The organism is Thiolapillus sp. (genome assembly GCF_048562965.1).
GTDB classification, from domain to species: domain Bacteria; phylum Pseudomonadota; class Gammaproteobacteria; order Chromatiales; family Chromatiaceae; genus Thiolapillus; species Thiolapillus brandeum_A.
On sequence record NZ_JBHNMF010001432.1, the window covers coordinates 1 to 628 of the forward strand.

Here is a 628-nt window from a genome sequence, read left to right on the forward strand (position 1 = left end):
ATCAATTTCAGCTGACTTCACGCTGAGTGATATGTGTCACCTCCAATGTAAGAAGCCCTGAGCATCGCCTACATTGATGTTGGGTTGTTGGTTATTTGATCCAGGTCTGTTTAAGCAGGGTGTAACTACTCACCCCTATCAGCATAGAGCTGTCCCGAAAAGGCCATTTGAATGGCGACCAGCGGATTGTATCCCTGATTTGCCATGGTCTGCAGGTAACTGGAGATGCGGCAATAGGCCTCGGCGTGCTTTCTTGTCCGGAAGCACCCCGACACCTTCTGTTTGACCTTGCTCATTCTCAGGTCACGTTCGGCCCGGTTGTTGGTAAACGGCACGTGGGAGAGTCTGGCGAAGAGCAGTACTGCCATCTCATGCTTCTTCAGTCGTTCCCACAGGTTGTGCGCATCGGATTTGGCGACCCGGCCCCGTTTGCCGTTTTGTCTGGGCGGGATAGGCGGGAGCTGCTTTGCACCGCGGGTGAGGATATTGCGGTAGCGTTTCTGCAGATTTTTGTACTCATTCCCGGTCAGGCGCTTCGATTGGCGTTTGGCGACAATGGCGCAGGTTTCCTGGAGCAGGCGCTTCATATTGGCCGCCCAGGCATAGTCATTGGCGTCGATGACGAAGG

General features: G+C 54.1%; 1 protein-coding gene. It reads right to left on the bottom strand.

Translation table 11 applies throughout. The features are described from left to right. Positions 1–125 precede the first annotated feature (125 nt). Positions 126–628: IS66 family transposase (locus ACOCD2_RS24770; protein WP_419625345.1), on the bottom strand; the 503-nt coding region annotated here is incomplete at its 5' end.